17 protein-coding genes are annotated in these 16,979 nt (G+C 74.1%); 12 read left to right on the forward strand and 5 right to left on the reverse strand.

Going from position 1 to position 16,979, the window contains the following annotated elements; genetic code table 11:
• Positions 1–62: 62 nt before the first annotated feature.
• Positions 63–569 carry a CBS domain-containing protein gene (locus tag VFZ92_RS06455; RefSeq protein ID WP_330874859.1) on the reverse strand — a complete coding sequence of 169 codons (507 nt, stop codon included), beginning with the start codon at positions 567–569 and terminating at the stop codon, positions 63–65.
• Positions 570–683: 114 nt separating this feature from the next.
• Positions 684–854, reverse strand: a complete 171-nt coding sequence (locus VFZ92_RS06460) for a hypothetical protein (protein WP_330874860.1) — start codon at positions 852–854, stop codon at positions 684–686.
• Between the two features lie 217 nt (positions 855–1,071).
• Here VFZ92_RS06460 and VFZ92_RS06465 point away from each other — a divergent pair, with 217 nt between their 5' ends.
• From VFZ92_RS06465 to VFZ92_RS06490, 6 genes are all read left to right on the forward strand, one after another.
• On the forward strand, positions 1,072–2,031 hold the full coding sequence (locus VFZ92_RS06465) for a HAMP domain-containing sensor histidine kinase (RefSeq protein WP_330874861.1): 960 nt from the start codon (positions 1,072–1,074) through the stop codon (positions 2,029–2,031).
• A complete protein-coding gene (locus tag VFZ92_RS06470; RefSeq protein ID WP_330874862.1) occupies positions 2,028–2,678 on the forward strand; it encodes a response regulator transcription factor in 651 nt (216 codons plus the stop codon). The genes VFZ92_RS06465 and VFZ92_RS06470 overlap by 4 nt, the downstream gene beginning before the upstream one ends.
• Positions 2,679–2,721: 43 nt before the next feature.
• Positions 2,722–3,195 carry a cation:proton antiporter regulatory subunit gene (locus tag VFZ92_RS06475; protein ID WP_330874863.1) on the forward strand — a complete coding sequence of 158 codons (474 nt, stop codon included), beginning with the start codon at positions 2,722–2,724 and terminating at the stop codon, positions 3,193–3,195.
• 4 nt (positions 3,196–3,199) lie between these two features.
• Positions 3,200–4,381, forward strand: coding sequence for a cation:proton antiporter (locus tag VFZ92_RS06480; protein WP_330874864.1), 1,182 nt, complete (start codon positions 3,200–3,202; stop codon positions 4,379–4,381).
• Positions 4,382–4,552: 171 nt separating this feature from the next.
• A complete protein-coding gene (locus tag VFZ92_RS06485) occupies positions 4,553–5,158 on the forward strand; it encodes a VOC family protein (protein ID WP_330874865.1) in 606 nt (201 codons plus the stop codon).
• A 62-nt stretch (positions 5,159–5,220) separates the two neighbouring features.
• Positions 5,221–7,932: an ATP-binding protein gene (locus VFZ92_RS06490; protein ID WP_330874866.1), complete on the forward strand. Its 2,712-nt coding sequence runs from the start codon at positions 5,221–5,223 to the stop codon at positions 7,930–7,932.
• On the opposite strand, the gene VFZ92_RS06495 is transcribed toward VFZ92_RS06490, so the two are convergent.
• Together VFZ92_RS06495 and VFZ92_RS06500 are read right to left on the reverse strand one after the other, a co-directional pair.
• Entirely contained in the window at positions 7,889–8,554 is a 666-nt protein-coding gene (locus VFZ92_RS06495; protein ID WP_330874867.1) for a rhomboid family intramembrane serine protease, read from the reverse strand. The genes VFZ92_RS06490 and VFZ92_RS06495 overlap by 44 nt on opposite strands.
• 1 nt (position 8,555) lies before the next feature.
• A complete protein-coding gene (locus VFZ92_RS06500; protein WP_330874868.1) occupies positions 8,556–9,884 on the reverse strand; it encodes a ferredoxin reductase family protein in 1,329 nt (442 codons plus the stop codon).
• A 232-nt stretch (positions 9,885–10,116) separates the two neighbouring features.
• Here VFZ92_RS06500 and VFZ92_RS06505 point away from each other — a divergent pair, with 232 nt between their 5' ends.
• Genes VFZ92_RS06505 through VFZ92_RS06525 form a run of 5 tightly spaced genes read left to right on the forward strand, consistent with a single transcriptional unit; the run spans position 10,117 to position 14,028 of the window.
• Entirely contained in the window at positions 10,117–10,545 is a 429-nt protein-coding gene (locus tag VFZ92_RS06505; protein WP_330874869.1) for a hypothetical protein, read from the forward strand.
• A gap of 3 nt (positions 10,546–10,548) precedes the next feature.
• Positions 10,549–11,061: a hypothetical protein gene (locus tag VFZ92_RS06510; RefSeq protein WP_330874870.1), complete on the forward strand. Its 513-nt coding sequence runs from the start codon at positions 10,549–10,551 to the stop codon at positions 11,059–11,061.
• A gap of 44 nt (positions 11,062–11,105) precedes the next feature.
• Positions 11,106–11,975 (forward strand): hypothetical protein, encoded by an 870-nt coding sequence (locus tag VFZ92_RS06515; protein ID WP_330874871.1) that lies wholly within the window; start codon positions 11,106–11,108, stop codon positions 11,973–11,975.
• Positions 11,976–11,983: 8 nt separating this feature from the next.
• Positions 11,984–12,793, forward strand: a complete 810-nt coding sequence (locus VFZ92_RS06520) for a hypothetical protein (RefSeq protein WP_330874872.1) — start codon at positions 11,984–11,986, stop codon at positions 12,791–12,793.
• Positions 12,793–14,028, forward strand: a complete 1,236-nt coding sequence (locus VFZ92_RS06525) for a hypothetical protein (protein ID WP_330874873.1) — start codon at positions 12,793–12,795, stop codon at positions 14,026–14,028. Before VFZ92_RS06520 ends, VFZ92_RS06525 begins: the two co-directional genes overlap by 1 nt.
• On the opposite strand, the gene VFZ92_RS06530 is transcribed toward VFZ92_RS06525, so the two are convergent.
• Positions 14,025–15,731, reverse strand: a complete 1,707-nt coding sequence (locus VFZ92_RS06530; protein ID WP_330874874.1) for a TIR domain-containing protein — start codon at positions 15,729–15,731, stop codon at positions 14,025–14,027. The genes VFZ92_RS06525 and VFZ92_RS06530 overlap by 4 nt on opposite strands.
• A 205-nt stretch (positions 15,732–15,936) precedes the next feature.
• Between VFZ92_RS06530 and VFZ92_RS06535 the strand changes: the two genes are divergently transcribed.
• Positions 15,937–16,977: a hypothetical protein gene (locus VFZ92_RS06535; RefSeq protein ID WP_330874875.1), complete on the forward strand. Its 1,041-nt coding sequence runs from the start codon at positions 15,937–15,939 to the stop codon at positions 16,975–16,977.
• Positions 16,978–16,979: the final 2 nt, after the last annotated feature.

The following is a 16,979-nucleotide window of genomic DNA, read 5'->3' on the forward strand; positions in this document are numbered from 1 at the left end:
CGAGGGGTGTCACCGCCCGCGGCACGGCAGCGGGCGGCGACGTCGACAGGTGGTCGGGAGGGTCAGTCGTCGGAGTTGAACACCGCGAGGCTGGTGATCAGCCGGTCGAGGGTGATGGCGCCGACGAGCACGCCGGAGTCGTCGACGACGGCGACGAGCGGGCTGTGCTGGCGGGCCATGAGCGCGGCGACCTCCAGCAGCGTGGCGTCGGCGCGGACGGTGACCGGTTTGGTCAGCCTCCGGGACGCGCAGTCGCCGACGGTGCGGTCGGCCAGCTCCTGCCAGAACACGTCGGCGTGGTCCTCGTCGACCGTCCTCACGAGAGCCGGGTCCTCCTGGTAGGCGCCGGGCACGGCCAGGCGCAGCACCTGCGTGCCCGGCAGCACGGCCCACGGCCGGGACAGCTCGTCCACGACGACCAGGCCGGGGAGCCTGCTCACGGCCATCACGCGCACGGCCTTCGCCACCGGGTCGTCGACCGTGACGGTCGGGACGTTCACGGCGATGTCGCGTGCCTGCATCTCATCAGCCCGTTCGGTGCGCCTGGCCAGTCGTCCCGGTGAGGTCATGGTGTCGGGTCCTCCGTTCCGAGCCGGCGTTGCGTGGTCACCACGAGCCTCGCCCGTCGGGGGCCGTCCGGACCATCGGTGGCGACACCAAGGAGGGGTGGGAGCACCATGCAGTCAGCGGCTGCCGCCGAGGCCGGTGGAACCCGCCAGGATCAGGCCTGCGGCGATGAGCAGCGCGTGCGGGACGACGACGCCCGCGATCAGCAGCGCCACCGCGACCGCGACGAGGGTCCACGTCGTCCTGGGCTTGCGTCGGATCGGCTGCGGGTGATCGTGTCGGACCACGTGGCTCCTCCTGGTCTCGGGGGTGTGGTTCCACGATGTCCCTCGGGAGGGGGTCCGGACCATCGGGCGGCACGCCCATTCCCGGCGGGTGCCGCCGTCCACCCGCCGCGTGGCGGGAGGGGCGGATCGCGACGAACATGGGTGTTGCCACGGATGGACACGGCGCGGATTTCGGGCGACCCTCGCAGGCGTGGCGGGAAGTGATCACCAGGAGGCAATGCGCGTGTCCTTGTTCGGCAGGATCTTCCTGCTCAACGCCGTGGCGCTGGTCGCCGCCGCCGCGCTGCTGGTCCTGGGCCCGCTCACGGTGTCCACGCCCGCCCTGTTCACCGAGATCCTGATCCTCACCGCCGGGCTGGCGGTCCTGCTGGTGGCGAACGCCGCCCTGATCAGGCTCGGGCTGGCACCGCTGGAGCGGCTGACGAGGGCGATGACGACGATCGACCTCCTCAAGCCCGGCCCGCGGCTCAACGCGACCGGCCACGGCGAGATCGCCGACCTGATCACGACCTTCAACGGGATGCTCGACCGGCTGGAGACCGAGCGCGGGTTCAGCTCGGCCCGCGCGCTGTCCGCGCAGGAGGCCGAGCGGCGTCGCGTCGCCCAGGAGCTGCACGACGAGGTGGGCCAGTCGCTGACGGCCGTGCTCCTGGAGCTGAAGCGGGTCGCCGACCACGCGCCCGCCCCGGTGCGCGACGAGCTGCCGCAGGTGCAGGAGACGGTGCGCAGCACGCTGGACGAGGTGCGGCGGATCGCGCGCCGCCTGCGACCCGGCGTCCTGGAGGAGTTGGGCCTGGTCAGCGCGTTGAAGGCGCTCGTGTCGGAGATCTCCGAGCACGCCGACGTCGTGGTGCGGCGCACCTTCGACCGGCACCTCCCGGACCTGGACAAGGAGACCGAGCTGGTCGTGTACCGCGTCGCGCAGGAGGGGCTGACCAACACCGTGCGGCACTCCGGCGCCCACCAGGTCGAGCTGCTGCTGCGGTCGACGTCGGCCGGGGTCGAGCTGTGCGTCCGCGACGACGGGCGGGGGATGGGCGACTCGGCGGAGGGCTCGGGGATCCGGGGGATGCGCGAACGGGCGCTCCTGGTCGGAGCCGATCTGACCGTCGGGCCCGCGCCGCGGCGGGGCACCGAGGTCAGGCTCGTCGTGCGGCCCGCGGGGGAGAGCCGGTGACACCCGTGCGCATCCTGCTCGCGGACGACCACGCGCTGGTCCGGCGCGGGGTCCGGCTGATCCTCGACAACGAGCCGGACCTGACCGTGGTCGCCGAGGCGGGCGACGGCGCCGAGGCGATCTCGATGGCCCGCGCCGAGCGGCCCGACCTGGCCATCCTCGACATCGCCATGCCCCGCCTGACCGGCCTGCAAGCCGCGCGCGAGCTGTCGCGCCTGCAACCGGACCTGCGCATCCTCATCCTCACGATGTACGACAACGAGCAGTACTTCTTCGAGGCGCTCAAGGCGGGCGCCTCCGGGTACGTGCTCAAGTCGGTCGCCGACCGCGACCTGGTGGAGGCCTGCCGCGCCGCGATCCGGGGCGAGCCGTTCCTGTACCCCGGCGCGGTGGCCTCGCTGATCCGCAACTACCTGGACCGCGTGCGCGACGGCGAGAGCATCCCCGCCAAGGCGATCACCGACCGCGAGGAGGAGATCCTCAAGCTCGTGGCCGAGGGCAACTCCTCGAAGGAGATCGCCGACCTGCTGTTCATCAGCGTGAAGACGGTCGAGCGGCACCGCGCCAACCTGTTGCAGAAGCTCGGGCTGAAGGACCGGCTCGAACTCACCCGGTACGCCATCCGCGCCGGACTCATCGAACCGTAGACCCCGCGTGCAAGTCCCTGTGCGAAAAGAGGAACGACCAACCGTGAACGTCGAAGTGACGCCGCTGCCCGGCATCGGGGTCCGTGAGGACTTCGTCATCCGCGCGGGCCGCCGCGTCGGAGTGATCTCCTACCGGGACGGCAAGTTCGAGCTGATGGTGTCCAAACAGGACGACCCGGACGCGGCGGGCGTGTCCATACCGCTCACCCCGGAGGAGGCGGGCACCCTCGCCGGTCTGCTCGGCTCCCCGCAGCTGGTCGCCCGGCTGAGCGAGCAGCACCGCGACATCAGCGGGATCAGCACCCGCCAGCTGCCGGTCACCGCGTTCGCGCACCGCACGCTGGGCGACACGGCCCTGCGCACCCGCACGAGCGCGTCGGTCGTCGCCGTGATCCGCGTGGGTGTCGCGCACCCGTCGCCGGGGCCGGAGTTCCTGTTCGAGAACGGCGACCTCGCCGTCGTGGTCGGCACGGTGGAGGGCCTCGACGCCGCCGCCGACATCCTGACAGGCGGCTGAGCGCGTGCCGGAGACCACAATCGCGCTGATCCAACTGGGTGCGGTCTTCTTCGGGCTCGGCCTGCTCGGCAGGGTCGCCTGGAAGTTCGGGATCTCGCCCATCCCGCTCTACCTCGTCGGGGGCCTCGCCTTCGGCTCCGGCGGGCTGGTCCCGCTGCACGGCATCGAGGAGTTCGCGCACCTCGCCAGCGAGATCGGCGTGGTGCTGCTGCTGTTGCTGCTCGGGCTGGAGTACTCGGCGTCCGAGCTCACGACCGGCCTGCGCAAGTCGTGGATGGCGGGCGTGCTGGACATCGTCCTCAACGCCGCGCCGGGCGCCGTCGCGGCGCTCCTGCTCGGCTGGGGGCCGGTCGGCGCCCTGGCGATGGCGGGCGTCACCTACATCTCGTCCTCGGGCATCATCGCCAAGGTCCTGGGGGACCTCGGCCGCCTCGGCAACCGGGAGACACCGGTCATCCTCTCGGTGCTCGTGTTCGAGGACCTCGCGATGGCGGTGTACCTGCCGGTGCTGACGGCGGTGCTCGCGGGCGCGAGCTTCCTCGGCGGCCTGACGTCGGTGGGCATCTCGCTGCTCGCGGTCACCATCGTGCTGGTGGTGGCCCTGCGGTACGGCCGGTTCATCTCGGCCATCGTGGACAGTCCCGACCACGAGGTGTTCCTGCTCAAGCTGCTCGGCTCGGCGCTGCTGGTCGCGGGCATCGCCTCGCAGCTCCAGGTGTCCGCGGCCGTCGGGGCGTTCCTGCTGGGCATCGCGATCTCCGGTTCGACGGCGGAGAACGCGACCCGGATGCTGGAGCCGCTGCGCGACCTGTTCGCCGCGATGTTCTTCGTCGTGTTCGGCCTGAACACCGACCCGAAGACCATCCCGCCCGTGCTGGGCGTCGCCGCCGCGCTCGCGGTCGTCACCACGGTCACGAAGATCGCGACCGGCTGGTGGGCGGCGAAGCGCCAGGGCATCGCCGCGATGGGCCGCGCCCGGACCGGTGCCGCGCTGGTCGCGCGCGGCGAGTTCTCCATCGTGATCGCCGGGCTCGCCGTCGCGTCCGGGCACGTGAGCGGTGAACTCGCGGCGCTGGCCACCGCGTACGTGCTGCTGATGGCGATCATCGGTCCGATCGTCGCGAAGTACGTGGAGCCGCTCAGCGAGTTCCTGCTGCGGAAGCGGACGGCGACCGCCACGCCGTGACGGTCGGCCCGCGCCGCCGCCGCAGCGGGGCCCGGACCCCCCTGGGCACCCCCCCGGACACCGGCACCGGGGGGTGCCCAGGGGGGTCACCCCGGGGCGAACCGCCCTGCTCCGGTCGCATGCTGTGGTCACCGGGAACCGAACGGGACCCGGTGGGCGGAGGAGCTGATGATGGTGGACTACAAGGTCGAGATCGTTGTCCTGCCGGTGTCGGACGTGGACAGGTCGAAGGAGTTCTACAGCAGGCTCGGCTTCCGCGAGGACGTCGACCTCACCGGTGCCGACGGCCTCCGGGTCGTGCACTTCACCCCGCCCGGCTCGTCGGCGTCGATCATCGTCGGCGACGGCGTCACCGACGCGGCGCCCGGCTCGGTGCGCGGTGTGCACCTGGTCGTGGACGACATCGTCGCGGCGCGGGCCGACCTCGCCGCCAAGGGCGTGAAGACCAGCGAGGTCTTCCACGACCGCGGCGGCGTGTTCCACCACGCGGGTGAGCTGGCCCGCGTCGAGGGGCCGCACCCGACGCGGCAGTCCTACGGCTCGTTCCTGTCCTTCGAGGACCCGGACGGCAACGAGTTCGTGCTCCAGGAGGTCACCGAGAGGCGGCCCGGCCGGATCAGCCACGTCGTCCACGGCTCGGTGGCCGAGCTGGAGCAGGCCCTGCGCGACGCCGCGGCGGCGCACGGCGAGCACGAGGCGGAGCTCGGGCACGAGGACGAGGACTGGCCCGCGTGGTACGCCGCGCACATGGCCGAGGCGGCCGGGCTCCTGCCCTGAGGCGGCGGTTCTCCCGCCCGGCGGAGATCCAGCTCCGGTGTAGCCTCCGCTGGGAGGAAAAGGTGCGGAGCGACAGCGGGAACCCGGTGCTGCGCGGCAGGCGGCGCGAGCGCGAGGCGCTCGACGGCCTGCTGCGCGACGTCCGGTCCGGCCGGAGCCGGGTGCTGGTGCTGCGCGGCGAGGCCGGCGCGGGCAAGACCGCGCTGCTGGACCACCTGGCCGAGCACGTGCGGACCGGGCGGGTGGTCAGGGCGGCTGGCGTCGAGCCGGAGACCGAGATCGCCTACTCCGCGCTCCAGCAGCTGTGCGCACCGCTGCTGGGGCACCTGGACCGGCTGCCCGAACCGCAGCGGGCCGCGCTCTCCACCGGGTTCGGCCTGAGCCCCGGCAACCCGCCGGAGGCCCTCCTCGTCGGCCTCGCGGTGCTGGGCCTGCTCGCCGAGGCCGCATCGGAGCAGCCCCTGGTCTGCGTCGTGGACGACGTGCAGTGGCTGGACCGGATGTCCGAGGTGATCCTCACCTTCGTCGCCCGCAGGCTGGACGCCGAGTCGGTCGCGCTGGTCTGCGCCGCCCGCAGCCCCGGTGACGAGGCGATCCTCGCCGGGCTTCCGGAACTGCGCGTCGACGGGCTGCCCGCGGCGGACGCGCGGGTGCTGCTCGACTCGGTGCTGCCCGGACCGGTCGACGACCGCGTGCGCGACCGCATCGTCGCCGAGACGCGGGGCAACCCGCTCGCCCTGCTCGAACTGCCGCACGGCCTCACGGCCGCGGAGCTGGCGTTCGGGTTCGGCTCGCCCGGCGCGACGCCCGTGGTCGGTCGGGTGGAGCAGGAGTTCGGGCGGCGCGTCACCGCCCTGCCCGAGGACACCCGCCTGCTGCTGCTCACCGCCGCCGTCGAGCCGACCGGCGACGTGACGCTGCTGTGGCGCGCGCTCGACCGGCTGGGTGTCGGACCGGAGGCGGCCGAGGCCGCGGAGACCGCCGGACTGGTCGAGTTCGGCGCCGCGGTCCGCTTCCGCCACCCGCTCGCGCGCTCGGCGAGCCGCCGCGCGGCCGGGCCCGCGGACCTGCGCCGCGCGCACCGCGCGCTGGCTGACGTGACCGACCCCGACCAGGACCCCGACCGCCGCGCCTGGCACCGGGCGCACGCCGCGCTCGGCCCGGACGAGGAGGTCGCCGCCGAACTGGAGTCGTCGGCCGACCGGGCGTTCGCCCGCGGTGGCCGCGCCGCGGCGGCGTCGTTCCTGGAGCGCGCGGCCGAACTCACGCTCGACCCGAAGACCCGCGCCGCGCGTGCGCTGGCCGCCGCGCGGGCCCGGTTCGACACCGGAGCCCTCGACCAGGCGACCGGCCTGCTCGCCGCCGCCGAACTCGGTCCGCTCGACCCGCTGGGGCGCGCCGGGGCGGAACGGCTGCGCGCCCAGATCGCGTTCGCGCTCAACCGGGGCGCGGCGGCCGGTCCGCCGCTGCTCGCGGCCGCGCGCCAGCTCGAAGAGCTGGACCTGGCCGCGGCGCGGGAGACCTACCTCTCGGCGCTCGGCGCCGCCGTGCACGCGGGTCGGCTCGGCGGCGACCCGCGCGAGGCCGCCCGCGCCGCCCGCGGCGTGCCCGAGGGCGAGGAACCCGCGGGCGCGCTGCTGACCGGCCTCACGGCGTGGACCCTGGACGGGTACGCGCCCGCCGTCCCGCTCCTGCGCCGCGCGCTGGCCGGGGACGACGACCCGCACCTGCTGTGGCTGGCCGCGCCCGCCGCGGTCGAGGTGTGGGACGACGCCGCCTGGCACCGCCTGACCGAGCGGGCCGTCGCCGTCGCCCGCCGCACGGGCGCGCTGTCGCTGCTGCCCCCGGCACTGGCCTTCCGCGCCGGGGCCCTGGTGTTCGCGGGTGGGTTCACCGCCGCGTCGGACCTGGTGGACGAGGCCACCGCGCTCGGCCAGGCCACGGGACTGCCCCTCGACCCGTTCGCCCCGCTCGTCCTGGCCGCCCACCGGGGCCGGGAACTGCCCGCGATGGCGGTGATCGACACGACGGTGGGGGACGCCGAGGCGCTCGGCGAGGGGTGGCAGCTCGGCGTGGCCGGGTACGCCAGGGCGGTGCTGGCCACCGGCCTCGGCCACTACCCGGCCGCCGTGCGGGCCGCCCGCACGGCCGTCGAGCACGCGGACCTGGCCGTCGCCGGGTGGGCGTGGGGCGAACTGGTCGAGGCCGCCGCGCGCACCGGTGAGACCGCGCTGGCCGCCGAGGCGCGCGACCGGCTCGCGGAGCGGACCCGTGCCGCGGGCACCGACTGGGCGCTGGGCGCCCAGGCCGTGGCCGACGCGCTCGCGGGTCCTGCCGACCGGGCCGAGGACCACTACCGCGAGGCGGTCGAGCGGCTGGACGGCGAACGGCTCGGCCTGCCGCTGGCGCGGGCCCGGCTGCTCTACGGCGAGTGGCTGCGCCGGGAGAACCGGCGCGCGGACGCGCGGGCCCAGCTCCGCGCCGCGCACGAGGCGTTCGCCGCGATGGGCGCGGAGGGCTTCGCCGAGCGGGCGAGCCGGGAACTGGCCGCCACCGGGGAGACGGTGCGCAAGCGGACCGTCGACGAGAGCGACGAGTTCACCCCGCAGGAGGCGCAGATCGCCCGCCTGGCCGCGGCGGGCCGGACCAACCCCGAGATCGGCGCCGCGCTGTTCCTCAGCCCGCGCACCGTCGAGTGGCACCTGGGCAAGGTGTTCTCGAAGCTCGGCATCACCTCGCGGCGGGAGCTGGCCGCCGCGCTGCGAGACCGGTGAGCACCGCCCCGGCGACCATTCCTGACACCAGCGACACGCCGTGCAGGTCGGACGCCACCGCCAGCACCGCGGCGGCGGCGACCGCGCCGAGGAGCGCGATGCGGTGCGCGACCGCGAGCACGGCGGCGGCGACCACGACGGCGACGGCCGTACCGGGAACGCCCGCGAAGCCCCACCCCGTCAGCGCGGCGACGTAGCCCACCACGACCCACTCGGCCCAGCGGTTCCCGCCCGCGCGGTCGTGCGGCAGCCACGCCACCAGCCCGCCCGCGAGCCCGCAGACGGCGATGGACGCCCCGCCCCCGTGCTCGTGCCAGGCGTACGCGGCGACCTGCCCGCCGACCGTCCCCACGATGAACAGCACCACCCACCGCCACCGGCCGAGCAGCGGTTCGGCGACCGCCCCGACGACCGCGAGCGTGACCAGGTTCATCACGACCTGGTACCAGCCCAGGGTTTGCACCAGCAGCGGCGTCACCACCCGCCACCACTGGCCGGTGTCCAGCGGGCCGCGCTCCAGCACCGGCACGACGGAGGGCACGGCGTACTGCACGACCGCCGCCACCGCGGCGACACCGACCGCCACCGCGGTCAGCACGGGCCCGCGCCGAGGCGTCCCCACGTCAGGCGAGGCTGAACTTCTCGGCGTGGACCTGCCGGTTGGGCACCTTCAGCGCGCGCAGACCGGCCAGCACCGCCGACGTCATGGCGGGCGGGCCGCAGACGTACACGTCGCGCTGGGTGATGTCCGGGACGAGGTGGCGCAGGGCGTCCGGTTCGAAGGGTCGCGCTCCCCGGCCGGTGAGCAGGTGCAGCCTGCCGCGGCGCGCGGCGATGAGCTGCCGCAGCTCGGTGAGCAGCACGGCGTCGCGCTCGTCGCGGACCCGGTAGAGCACGACGAAGTCGCCCGGCGTGTGCTCCTCCAGCAGCGCCCGGACGGGCGTGACGCCCACGCCGCCCGCGATCAGCACGACCCCCGGCCGCGAGCGGTGCAGCGACGTGAAGGCCCCGTACGGGCCCTCCAGGAACGCGCGGGTGCCGACGGGCAGGGTCCGCAGCCCGGCGCTGGCGGTGCCGACCGCCTTGGCGGTCAGCCGCAGCGAGCGGCCGTTGGGCGCGGCGGACAGCGAGAACGGGTTGGCCTGCCACCAGTGGTGGTGGCCGGGGAAGCGCCAGACGAAGAACTGGCCCGCCAGCGCGGGCAGGCGCTCCAGGTGACGGCCGGTGACGTACACCGACACCACGTCGTGAGACTCCGGCACGACCGCCGCGACCCGGAACTGGTGGCGGGCGTTGCGCAGCAGCGGCACGACGACCCGGCCCGCGACCAGCGAGCCGAAGGCGAACAGCCACAGCGCCCACCAGTAGGCGAACGCGACCGCCGAGGACTTGAAGGTCGTGGTCTCGATCAGCTGGTGCGCGAAGGCGAGGCCGAGGGCCAGGTACAGCAGCAGGTGCAGGCCGTGCCACGTCTCGTACCGCAGCCGCCGCCGGACGCCCCTGGTGGAGACGACGCCGATGACCACGACGACGGTGGCGGCCAGCATCCCCATCAGCGAGGCGGGCACACCGGCCAGCGCGAGGAAGGTCGTGCCCATCGGGGCGTCGTCCAGCACCGCGTACCCGAGCACGACGAGGGTGGCGTGCACGAGGATCGTCCACAGCAGACCGAAGCCGACCCACCGGTGCCACGACGTCAGCCGGTCCATGCCGATCCTGCGGTCCAGCCAGGGCAGCCTGGCGACCAGCAGCAGTTGGCAGATCAGGACCAGGGCGGCGTGCAGGCCGAAGAACTTGGCGACCGTGAGGACGTCGTTCTTGCCCGTGCCCCCGGTGAGGAACAGGACCTCGACGATCGCGGCGTTGACCACGACGAACGTCCACAGCGCCCAGCGCGCCCGCACGACCGGCGCGGCACCGCTCCGCTGACCTCGTGCGCTCGTGGCCACCATCGCCGCTCCCCTCCTCCTCGCCCGCGACGCCGTGCGGGCCGCGACAGTATGTCGTGGCGGGCGGGTTCCGGACGAGGGACCGCCGCCCGCCGTTACCGCATTGGTGATTCCGGGTGAAAAGTCGAGTCGCGCCGACACGGCGGTGGCGTTTCCGACGATGGGTGGAGTAGGTCGCCGACTTGGTCGGAGGTTGCGTTGGACGATGATGGATGACTGGGCGCGCAGTCGGTTCATGGCGCCCGTCCACGCGCTGGTGGTCTCGTTCGCCGTGTCGCTCCTGCTCGGCGCGGTGGTGGACGCGTCGCAGGTCGAACCGCCTCCGCGGACGAGTCCGACGACCGGGGCCGGTGAGGGCGCCGGGCGGACGGCGGTGTTCGTGCGGCGCGGTGAGGACGGTCGGGAACGTGCCGTGCCGGAATTGGGGAACCTGCGCGTGCGGGTCGAGCGGAGGTCCACCGATGACGTCGAGGTCGACCGGAACGGATCGTTTCCGCTCGGCGGGACCACGGGGTGGCCGGTGACCGTCTGCGCTGTGCTGCCCGCCCCGTGGAGGGCGGTGTCACCGCGGGTCTCCGTGACCGCGGACGGGCGTTCCTGCTGGGAGCTGGGCGAGCCGGACGACGAGCGCCCGGTCGAGCTGGTCGTCACCGGGGGGAGCTGACCCGTGGCCGCGCCGAGGTCGACCCGCGTGCTCTGGTTCGCGACCGCGGTGGCGGCCGGGGTCGGCGGGCTGCTCGGAGGCCGCTTCTGGACGCTGGGGCGGCTGTCGTTGCTGCTCGTCGTGGCGGTCGGCGGGGCGGTCGGCGTGCTGGTCGCCCTCCGCTGGACGGCGCGGGGTCCACGGCCGTCGCCCGTCGTCCCGCAGAGGGCCGCGGAGCAGCCGCAGGCGGTCGAGCGGAGCGGCCCCGCGCAGGCGGCCCCGTGGTGGCAGCGGGACTCCCCGCCCGCCCCCGCCGTCCGGGAGGCGCCGCGGCGGCAGGAGTTCGACGCGACGCGGGCGCACGTCGCGCAGTGCCCGCGGTGCGGGGGTTTCGAGCTGGACGTGCACCGCGCCGACCGCGGCTACGCGTTCCGCTGCCGGGCCCCGAACTGCGGCACCGCGTGGCAGTGGGCGGTGGGCGCGGCGTGGCCCGCGGTGGTGGTCCGGCGGAACCTCGGCGGACCACCACCGGGCTGAGGCCGGCGGCACGGGGGTCGAGTGCGAGAGGGAGCGGGTGGAACGTGGACTCAAGCAGGTACCGGCAATCGGTGTCGCGGGCGACCCCTGGGTGCGTCGTCATCCTGTTGGACCGGTCGGACTCGATGAAGCTGCCCTGGGGCCGGACGGGGGACTCACTCGCCGTCGGCGCCGCGCTGGCGGTCAACAACATCCTGCTGGACATGTGCGTCAAGGCGACCACCGAGGTCAACGCGCCCGTCCGGCACTACTTCGACGTCGGTGTGTTCAGCTACGGCGCCCGGCTCACCGGACCCGGCGGCGAGGGCGTGGAGTCCGCGTTCGGCGGCCCGCTCGCGGGGCGCGGGCTGGTGCCGCTGCCGGAGCTGGCGGCCAACCCGATGGCGGTCCGCCAGGAGCCGTCGATCGACGCGATGCCGGTGAGCGTGAGGATGCCGGTCTGGGTCGACCCGGCGCACGGCTACCGCACGCCGATGTGCCAGGCCGTCGCGGTGGCGGGCGGGTACGTCTTCGACTGGGCCGCGGCGCACCCGGACTCGTTCCCGCCGATCGTCATCAACATCACCGACGGGATGGTCACCGACAACCCGTACGACGGCGCCACCATCCAGGAGTGGGTCCAGCGGCTCACGGCGATCGAGACCCGTGACGGGCGGACGCTGTTCTTCAACGTCTTCCTGTCCCCGGTCGAGGTCCCGGAGGTCGTCTTCCCGTCCGACCCCGGTGGCCTCCCGCTGCCGGGGCCCGACCTGTTCGCGCTGAGCAGCGTGCTGCCGGGGCCGATGGCGGAGAACGCCAGGGTCGACGGCCACGACGTGCGGGAGGGCGCGAAGGGCCTGGCGTTCAACGTCGGCCGGTCCACGCTGCTGCGCGTCCTCCAGGTGGGGACCCGCGTTCCGGACCGGTCGGCCTAGGGGGCGCCGTGCACGCCTGGCAGGTCGTCTTCTCCGCGCCCAAGCACGGCAACTCCGAGCAGGAGTGGGAGGACGGTGCGGCAGCCGCTCCCGGCGACGCGGCCACCGGTCGCGGTCCCCGGTTCGCGGTGGCGGACGGCGCCACCCAGGGCTTCGGCTCGGCGCGGTGGGCGCTGCGGCTGGTCGAGGGGTTCGTCGGGCAGGGGGCCGGGGGCGTGGACGAGGCCCCGGAGCTGGCGGACGAACCCCTGTACCGCTGGCTGTGCCGCACCCAGGACCGCTGGCGCCACGACCCGGTGCTGGCGCACGCGACCGACCTCCAGCTCTACAAGCTGGAGACGGTCGGTTCGTTCGCCACCTTCCTCGGCTGCGAGTTCGCCGACCTGTCCGGTCCGCGCCCGCGCTGGTCGGCCGTGGCGCTCGGCGACACGGTGCTCTTCCACGTGCGCGGCGACGGGCTCGTGGCGCGGTTCCCGCCGATCCCGGTGCGCGGCTTCGGGTTCAACCCCGACGGCCTGCCCACCGGCCGGGGAGCGCTGGAGGACGTGGTCGGCCGGATGCTGTTCGCCGAGGGCGACCTGCGCGACGGCGACGTGGTGTACCTGGCCACGGACGCGGTCGCCGACTGGGTGCTCCGGGCCGACGAGCGGGACGGGGCAGCGCTGTGGGCGCTGCTCGCGGGGCTGGACCACCCCGAGGCGTTCCGCGTCCTCGTGGACGACCTCAGACGCTCGGAGGAGATGGTCAACGACGACGTCACCCTGATGCGGGTGTCGGTCGGCGTCTCCGGTCCCGAGCACCTGGTGGTGTGCCTCTAGTGCGCTACCCGGGGTTCGACGACTACATGAAGGCCGTCCAGCAGCCCGACGTGTTCACCGCGGACGAGCTGCGGCGGCTGGAACTCGTCGTGCACCCGGTGTTCGGGATCCCCTCGCCCGCGTCCGGCACCAGCGCGGTCGTGTTCAAGGCGACGGAGGCGGGCGAGGCCGGGGCGCTGCGGTTCTTCACCCGCGCCGACGCCGGGAACGGCCGCCGCTACACCGCGCTGCACGACCACTTCGTCACCAGGGACCTGCTCGGCGTCGTGGCTCTGCCCCGGTGGATCGACGACGGCATCCGGGTCAACGGCCGCACGTGGCCGGTGGTGCGGATGCAGTGGGTGGAGGGGCACACCCTCACCCGGCACGTGGACGACCTCGTGTCGCGACAGGACACCGCCGCGCTGGCCAGGCTCGCCGTGACGTGGCGGGAGCTGGTGGACCGGTTGCAGCGCGCCGACTTCGCGCACGGGGACCTCCAGCACGGCAACGTGCTCGTCGACGAGCACGGGACCATGCGCCTGGTCGACTTCGACTGCTCCTGGATCGCAGCCTTCGCCTCGTCGGCCCCGCCGAGCGAGACGGGGCACCGCAACTACCAGCTCGCGAACCGGCCGTGGGGCCGCTGGATGGACACGTTCCCCGGCCTGGTCGTCTACCTGTCCCTGGTGGCGCTCGCGCGGAACCCGGAGCGGGGAGCGCTGAGCACGGGGGAGAACCTCCTGCTGGCGCAGCAGGACTTCCGGCCGCCGTTCGACACCCCCGCGTGGAGCTTCCTGTCGAGCCTGCGCGACAGCCGCGTCGACGAGCTGGCCGACCGGCTCAAGCGGTGCTGCTCGCCGGGGTGGACCGCGACCGGTGGGCTCGACTACCTGCTGGCGCCCTCGGTCGCGCCGTGGTGGGAGCGCACGCCCACCGTGGTTCCCGGAACCGCGCCGACGGAGGTCCCCGCGCCCCGCGTTCCGCTCGTGGTCCCGGTACCGCCCCCGGCGGAGCCGCGGAACGAGGGTGCGCCGACGGCGGTGTGGTGGAAGGAGCAGACCGCTCCCGTTCCCCCGGCTCGGCGACGGCCGGGCACCCCGGCGGTGGTCGCGGTGGCGAGCCTGCTCGGCGCGGTCACCGGGCTCCTCTCGCTGGCCGTCGACTTCGACGCGCCGGGCGGCCCGATCGCCGTCGCGCTGGGGGTCGTGGTGTTCGGCGTCGTGGTGCTCGTCGGACTGCTGAAGGGGGCCTAGAAGTGGCCGGTGGTCAACACGAAGAGCACGACCCCGAGCAGCCCGACGGCCGAGACCGCGACGGCGACCTGCGACCGCTGCTCGCCCCGGCTGAGCGACACCAGGGCCACCGACAGCCCCAGGACCGACGCGATCAGCAGCACCGTCAGCCCGACCTGCGTGCCGGTGCGGTCGCGGCCGAGCAGCGCGGCGAAGCCGAGCGGGACGCCCATCGCGCCCAGGACACCGCCCGCGAACGCGAGCCTGCCGTCGTTCGGCGGCGCCTCGGCGGTGGATCCCTCGGTGGTGGACGCCTCGGTGGTGGGCTCCTCGGCCGGGGTCCGCACCGGTGGCGTCTCGGCGGCCTTCCACCAGCCGGAGGTCGTCGGTGACGACGGCGGGGGCGGGGTGGTCGGGGTGCTCTCGCCGGTGCCGCGGTCGATGATCGCGCCCAGCCAGGCGGGCGGCGTGGAGGAGCTGTCGGACTCCGCGGCCGGTGCCGGGGTAGGTGACTCCGCGGTGTGGTGTGCCGGGGTAGGTGGTGCCGGGGTGCGGTGTGCCGGGGTGGGCGGCTCCGGCGTGGGTGGTGCCGGGGTGTGGTGCGCCGGGGTGGGCGGCTCCGGCGTGGGTGGCGCCGGGGTGGAGGGCTCCGGCGTGGGTGGTGTCTGGGTGGATGGTGCCGGGTTCGGCGGTACCGGGGTAGGCGACCCTGGTGCTGGGCTGGGTGTCCCCTGGGTGCGGGGTGCCGGGTTGGGTGGTGCCTGGGTGGGTGGTGCCTGGGTGGGTGGTGTCGCGGGGCGGTGCCAGTCGTGGGCGGGCTCCCGCTTCCCGACCTTCGGCGCGGGCGGGGGCTGGCTGCGCGGGGGCTTGCGGGGCGTCGGGCGTGGGGAGGCGGTCCGGTCGGGCTTCTCGGCCGCCTTCCTGGCGCGCTCGGCCTCCGCCGCCAGGCTCTGCCGCCAGTGGTCGGTGGGCGGCAGCCGCGTGGCCCCGTCCTCCTGCGCGGCCCCGCCCGCGGCCTCCGCCCCCTCCAGCAGCTGGTCGATCTCCTCGGAGTTGCCGACGGTCAGCTCCCTGCGCCTGCGGAACTCCCGCAGCAGCTTCACGATGTCCGCGCGGGCCACCGCGTCCCTCTCCTCCCTGAGCTTGCGCCGAAGCTGGACGATCACGTCCTCCTGGCGGTCGGGCGGGATCGGCGTCGGCCCGAGGATCTCGGCGATCCGGTACAGGTACTCGAAGGGCACCCTCGGCGGCTCCGGCGGCGGCTCCGTGCGCACCACCGGGCGGCTGGTCAGCTCGGTCAGCGCGGCGACCAGCGCCAGAGCGGCGTTCGCGCTGCGCTCGCGGTAGTCGACGCCCTGCGTCTCCATGATCGGGATGCGCACGCTCTGCACCGAGCCGACCTGGACCGGCAGGACCGGGACACCCAGCTTCTGGGCGTAGTCCAGCTCCTCCCGGCACGGCTGCGACGACCACGAGTCCTGCGACAGGGCGAACACGAAGACGTCGGCCTCCTGGATCGCCCGGATGATCTCGCGCCACCACTGCTCGCCGCCGTGGATCTCGCGGTCCATCCAGACCTGCCAGCCCAGGCGCTCGAAGTCCTCGCGGAGCGCCCGGACGAGCGGTTCGTCGGCCCTGGTGTAGCTGAGGAAGATGATGGCGCCCGCCCCCTCGATCACGTCAGCCTGAGCGGCCTTCGTCGCGCGGGCTCCTGTGCGTGTCATCGTCCGCGGCCACCACTTCGTTGCAGCACGCCCGCTGGAGCACCGGATCGGGTGACACCGCGCTCGTGCGGTGCCGCGGAGTCGTCCATGAGTGACCGGATGGAATGTTGGCCTGTTCGAGTGGGAGCTGGGAACGGCTCGTAACAGCCCCTTTTCGCGCGTCGACCTCCCGGACGAGGACTCGACTCCAGGAAGGCGGGTGGCCATGACGTGGCTCGGGTGGGAAAGCCTCGGCGGGAGCTTCACGGACGATCCGGCGGTGGCGGCGTGGGGCGCGGGCAGGTTGGACGTGTTCGTGCGGGGAACGGACAACGCGCTGTGGCACAAGTGGTTCCAGAACGGCTGGTCGGGCTGGGAGAGCCTGGGCGGCGTCCTGACCAGCGATCCCGCGGTGGCGGCGTGGAGCGCGGGCAGGCTGGACGTCTTCGCCCGCGGAACCGACAACGCCCTGTGGCACAAGTGGTTCGACAACGGCTGGTCGGGCTGGGAGAGCCTGGGCGGCGTGCTCACGAGTTCGCCCGACGTGTCGTCGTGGGGCGCGGGCAGGGTGGACGTGTTCGCACGGGGCGCGGACAACGCGCTGTGGCACAAGTGGTTCGACAACGGCTGGTCGGGCTGGGAGAGCCTGGGCGGCGTCCTGACGAGCGGACCCGCGGCGGCCTCGTGGGGCGTGAACAGGATCGACACCTTCGTGCGGGGAACCGACAACGCGCTCTGGCACAAGTGGTGGGCGCTGGTGCCGACGGTCCGCGTGCACACGAAGATCCTCACCAACCCGAACGTGGCGGTGAACACCGTGGTGCAGCGGATGCGCGAGGTCTACGCGACCGTGGGCGTGGAGGTGCAGCACGCGTCCACCGAGAACCTCGCGCTGCCCGCCCTCAACGACCTCGACGTCGGTGACTGCGTGCGGGGCAGGACCACGGCCCAGCAGGACCAGCTGTTCGCCAACCGCAACAACGCGGGACCCGACGACGTCGTGGTGTACTTCGTCAGGTCGACCGTTCCGCCGTTCAACGGGTGCGCCGCGCACCCGGCGGGGCGTCCCGGCGCCGCGGTCGCGGCGGGGGCGACGCAGTGGACGTTCGGCCACGAGGTCGGCCACGTCCTCGGGCTCAACCACGTCAACGACAACAACCGCCTGATGACCGGCAACGGCACCGCGAACATCACCAACCCGCCACCGGACCTCGTCGCGAGCGAACGCGACACCATGGTGGCGAGCCCCTTCACCCAGGACCTGTGAGG

This window comes from Umezawaea sp. (assembly GCF_036375055.1).
Taxonomy (GTDB): domain Bacteria; phylum Actinomycetota; class Actinomycetes; order Mycobacteriales; family Pseudonocardiaceae; genus Umezawaea.